Genomic DNA, 4,245 nt, shown 5'->3' on the forward strand with positions numbered 1-4,245 from the left:
GGCTGCCTTTTCAGACAGCCTCTTGTTTTACTTTTTTGATTCTGCAACTGAAACCTTTCGGAATTCTTTTAAAAGTTTCTCCAGTTCTAGAGAAGATTTTCTCGCTCTGGTACCGGCGCTTTTATTGCCAGACTCCAGCTGCGCATTAGCTTCTGTTTGGAAATTTTCAAATGTAGATTGAATGTTTTCAACAAGTTCTTTCATGATAGTAGTTTTAAAATTTAAAACGCTAAAATAGCAGAATATTCCCCGGAGACCTCAATTTTAGGATATTTTTGCTGAATTTTTTTTAAGAAAATCACCTATAATACTGAAGTAGGTCGCCTCCCCAATGTTTAATCCTCTATAACCCATTTTTTATCAAATAATTAGCCTAAGAAAATATTGGTTTAGAATATTAGCATAGATTTTAGAAGGTTACATCAAATTAAAAGTTTCAAAAAAACCTGCAATTTTTAAGATTGCAGGTTTCAAAGTAAGATCGCTTAATTTATTGAAGCATCTCGTACAACTTTTCAGCTGCTTTACTGGAAGATGCAGGATTTTGCCCGGTAATTAAATTCCCGTCCTTCAGAACATGAACTTCCCAGTCTCCAGATTTAGAATAAATACCCCCATTTTCTTTCAGCATATCTTCTACTAGAAATGGAACTACCTCGGTTAACTGCACCGCCTCTTCTTCAGTATTTGTGAAACCGGTTACTTTTTTCCCTTTCACTAAAGGTTCACCATTTTCATTTTTTACGTTTTTAAGAGCTGCAGGTGCATGACATACTAAACCTATTGGTTTTTTCTGCTTATTAAAGGCTTCTATTAAAGCAATAGAAGTTTTATCTTCTGCAAGATCCCATAGTGGGCCGTGACCTCCAGGATAGAATACCGCGTCAAATTCTTCCGCTTTAATTGTATCTAATTTTTTAGTCTTTTCAATCACTTTTTGAGTTTCAGCATCTTTATAAAACCGCTTTGTATCTTCGGTTTGAGCATCTTCACTTTCACTATTCGGATCTATTGGCGCTTTCCCTCCTTTTGGTGTAGCTACCGTAACATCAACTCCTTTATCTATTAAGTTGTAATATGGTGCTGCGAATTCTTCAATCCAAAATCCTGTTTTTTCTCCTGTGTCTCCCAATTTGTCGTGAGAGGTTAATACAAATAGTACTTTCATATCTTTTATTTTTTCTTTATTCATTTAAATATTTGAAACTTCTTAACTACGTACAGCCTTTTCAATTGGAGTTTTTCCATCCAGAATTTCAAAAACCTGGTTATGCTTAACGTCGTTGTCCAGAACTTCAACAAGAGTGCGAGCAACATTAGCCCGGGAAATACTCTCCTGTTCTTCTAATTTTTCCTTTAACAGAATTTTACCTGAACCTTCTTCGTTAGTGAGAGCACCCGGTCTTACAATGGTATAATCCAAACCACTTTTACGCAAGTACTCGTCAGCATTTCCTTTTGCTTCTAGGTAGTCTTCCAAATCTTCACTAATACTGGGATTGTCTGCTCCCATAGAGCTAAGCATTACAAATTTTTCAACTCCTGCATTTTTAGCCGCATCTGTAAATTTTTTTGCTCCTTCCTGATCAACTCCTTCTACATTTTTTCCTTTAGAGCCGGCTGCAAAAATTGCTTTATCCACATTTTTAAAAACATTACTCAAATCTTCTTCTAAATCGGCCAGCACAGCAGCTACATTTTCTTTTTCAAAATGCTCTTTTTGCTCTTGCTTTCTCACCATCGCAATAGGCTGGTATTCACATGATTTCTTTAATAAGTCGATAATGATTCTTCCCGTGCTGCCGTTTGCACCGGCAACTAATACATTTTTCTTTTTACTCATAATCATTTTCTTTTTTTAATTATAATCTTGATTAATTTTAAGAAGCTTAGGATAAGCTAATAATTACTTTTCCTTCTGCTCTTCCCGTCGCCAGGTATTCATAGGCATCAATTCCATCTTCGAATTCATAAATAAGGTCTACTGTTGGCTTGATATCTCCCTCTTCTACCATTGTTTTGATTTCCTTCAACTGGGCAGCATTAGGCTGCATCCAGGTATGCTTATAGGCTATCGATTTTTCCTCAATAAGATTGGATAATTGTTCGGGTAAATTATAATCTGGTATTCCCATAATTTTAGCCGATTCTTCGTCTGGCGGACCTACGATTGAAGTTACCACTCCGCCTTCTTTAATTATTTTGAAGGCATCAAACGTATAATCATCTCCCAAAGTGTCAAAAACTATATCCAGGTTATTCGCAACTTCTTTGTAATCTTCTTCTTTATAATCTATCACCCGATCGCCTCCCAGGGCTTTCACCCAATCTACATTTTTGCTACTAGTGGTGGTATAAACAATTGCTCCCTTTGCTTTGGCGTATTGAATGGCAAAACTACCCACCCCACCGGAGCCGGCGTGAATAAGAATCCTGTCGTCTTCTTTTAGCCCTGCTTTTTCTAAAGCCTGGATTGCGGTAAGTCCTGTTAACGGCAATCCGGAAGCTTCTTCGAAAGATATATTTTCTGGTTTTTTAGCAACTTTATCGGCATTAATAGTAACAAATTCTGCTATGGTACCCATTTGTTCTTGTGGTACCCTGGCGTAAATTTCATCTCCTATCTCAAAGCTAGTAACATCATTGCCTTTTTCCACAACCACGCCGCTAACATCAAAGCCAATGGTTACTGGTAGGTCCAAATCCAGCAGTTCTTTTAAATGACCTTGAGCCATTTTATAATCAATAGGATTTAGTGAAGCAGCTTTGACTTCAACTAAAATATCTTTTGATTGTACCGTTGGTTTTTCGATCTCATTAATCGATAAACTTTCTTTAATTTCTCCGTATTTTACTATCTGTAGTGCTTTCATATATATTGTTTTTTATTCGATAATCGAGAGTTAGGTGTTTCAATATTTGCTTCGATTGAAAAAATAGATTTTCGAAACAAAATTCGAGTACATCTCCCGTTATTCTCGAGGTTAAAAATTTATTTATCAGTAAGTTACTATATTATTTATCATTTTGCCTGTCTAAAAGAATATCAGACCATTTATTCAGGGTATCCTTTAGAAGCATTATTTCTGTTAGGGTTATATCTTCCGTCAGTAAAGTATTTAGAAGTTTCTCTGGAATTGGAATCGCAGTATTTTTTAGCCCTCTTCCTTTTTCCGTAAGCTGAATAAATACACTTCTTTCGTCTTTATCAGAGCGTTTGCGCTGCAGCAGCTCCATTTTCTCCATCCGTTTAATAAGCGGAGAAAGGGTATTGGTGTTTAGCAATAATTTTTCTCCAATTTTATTCATCGTTATATTATCTTTTTCCCACAATACCAACAAAACCAAATACTGAGGATAAGTTAAACCCATTTCTTCCAGGAAGGGTTTATAAGCTTTCGTTATTAGTCTGGAAACCGAATAAATAGGAAAACAGATCTGGTTGTTCAATTTAAGTTGCTGATTGTCCATACTATTTATTTTTTGAGTTTTTCCAGGCTCTCCACGCGCCAGATGACCAGAGTGCCCAGGCTATAAGAACCGGTTGAAAGAAAAGCCTTATTAATCTTGCCCTATCTGAATCTAAAGCCCCAAAGGCATCTTTTCCGTCTAAATACTGCGCAACGTTACCCGGAAAAATAAGAACAAAGAAAATCGCTAACGCCCAACCAATGGTAGCACGTTGCTTTTTCCAAAATAGCAGAGCGAGACCTAATGCCATCTCAACTATTCCAGATAAAATAACTACTAAATCTTTGCTTAACGGAAGCCAATCTGGCACTTGAGCCTGAAATTCTATTCTATTAAAGGTTAAGTGGCTAAAGCCAGCATAAGTCATAAACAGTGCAAGTAAGATTCTAAAAATATTTTGCGTGAGTGTTGTTTCAACGTTTCCTTTCATTTCTTATATTTTAATCGCACAAAATTAAATCGTTCACGATGCAAATGTAAAGAATTATAGAAATATAGAGGGCTTGATTAGCATAGTATTAACTTCTTGCCATTAGAGTTAGCTAAGTCCAAGGATAAATTCACCATACAGAAAGGAAATTTGAAAGGTTTAAGGTTTCAAACCTAATAAGGTTATTTTCTTATTAAGAGAGAAGAGAATCTTAGTAATTTTAAAATCAAAGAATCTACAGAAACTGCATACCGCTTAAAATCATTTGATTTCAAGAATGGCAGAGCTAATTTGAAGTAAAAATAATTCTGCGTAATGTGAATAGAGTAGGAAGATAGGGATTA

The 4,245-nt window shown here is 35.8% G+C and carries 6 protein-coding genes; all 6 read right to left on the minus strand.

The window, feature by feature from the left end; genetic code table 11:
- Window positions 1-27 precede the first annotated feature (27 nt).
- The 6 genes from B4F31_RS05395 to B4F31_RS05420 all read right to left on the minus strand — a co-directional run bounded on the left by B4F31_RS05395 (window position 28) and on the right by B4F31_RS05420 (window position 3,901).
- A complete protein-coding gene (locus tag B4F31_RS05395; RefSeq protein WP_075325781.1) occupies window positions 28-204 on the minus strand; it encodes a histone H1 in 177 nt (58 codons plus the stop codon).
- Between the two features lie 286 nt (window positions 205-490).
- A complete protein-coding gene (locus B4F31_RS05400) occupies window positions 491-1,168 on the minus strand; it encodes a type 1 glutamine amidotransferase domain-containing protein (RefSeq protein WP_093303532.1) in 678 nt (225 codons plus the stop codon).
- A 42-nt stretch (window positions 1,169-1,210) separates the two neighbouring features.
- Complete coding sequence (locus tag B4F31_RS05405; protein ID WP_286760803.1) at window positions 1,211-1,843, minus strand: SDR family oxidoreductase; 633 nt, start codon at window positions 1,841-1,843, stop codon at window positions 1,211-1,213.
- A gap of 46 nt (window positions 1,844-1,889) precedes the next feature.
- A complete protein-coding gene (locus tag B4F31_RS05410) occupies window positions 1,890-2,873 on the minus strand; it encodes an NADP-dependent oxidoreductase (RefSeq protein ID WP_286760804.1) in 984 nt (327 codons plus the stop codon).
- 142 nt (window positions 2,874-3,015) lie between these two features.
- Window positions 3,016-3,471: a MarR family winged helix-turn-helix transcriptional regulator gene (locus B4F31_RS05415; RefSeq protein ID WP_286760805.1), complete on the minus strand. Its 456-nt coding sequence runs from the start codon at window positions 3,469-3,471 to the stop codon at window positions 3,016-3,018.
- Window position 3,472: 1 nt separating this feature from the next.
- Complete coding sequence (locus B4F31_RS05420; RefSeq protein WP_093303488.1) at window positions 3,473-3,901, minus strand: DoxX family protein; 429 nt, start codon at window positions 3,899-3,901, stop codon at window positions 3,473-3,475.
- Between the last annotated feature and the right edge of the window lie 344 nt (window positions 3,902-4,245).

The sequence above is a fragment of the Salegentibacter sp. UBA1130 genome, assembly GCF_002311535.1.
Classification (GTDB): Bacteria; Bacteroidota; Bacteroidia; order Flavobacteriales; family Flavobacteriaceae; genus Salegentibacter; species Salegentibacter agarivorans.

What these genes read in the sequence shown, in the direction of transcription:
- B4F31_RS05395 (WP_075325781.1), bottom strand. Translation starts at nt 204, where the DNA reads ATGAAAGAACTTGTTGAAAACATTCAATCTACATTTGAAAATTTCCAA.
- B4F31_RS05400 (WP_093303532.1), bottom strand. Translation starts at nt 1,168, where the DNA reads ATGAAAGTACTATTTGTATTAACCTCTCACGACAAATTGGGAGACACA.
- B4F31_RS05410 (WP_286760804.1), bottom strand. Translation starts at nt 2,873, where the DNA reads ATGAAAGCACTACAGATAGTAAAATACGGAGAAATTAAAGAAAGTTTA.
- B4F31_RS05405 (WP_286760803.1), bottom strand. Translation starts at nt 1,843, where the DNA reads ATGAGTAAAAAGAAAAATGTATTAGTTGCCGGTGCAAACGGCAGCACG.
- B4F31_RS05420 (WP_093303488.1), bottom strand. Translation starts at nt 3,901, where the DNA reads ATGAAAGGAAACGTTGAAACAACACTCACGCAAAATATTTTTAGAATC.
- B4F31_RS05415 (WP_286760805.1), bottom strand. Translation starts at nt 3,471, where the DNA reads ATGGACAATCAGCAACTTAAATTGAACAACCAGATCTGTTTTCCTATT.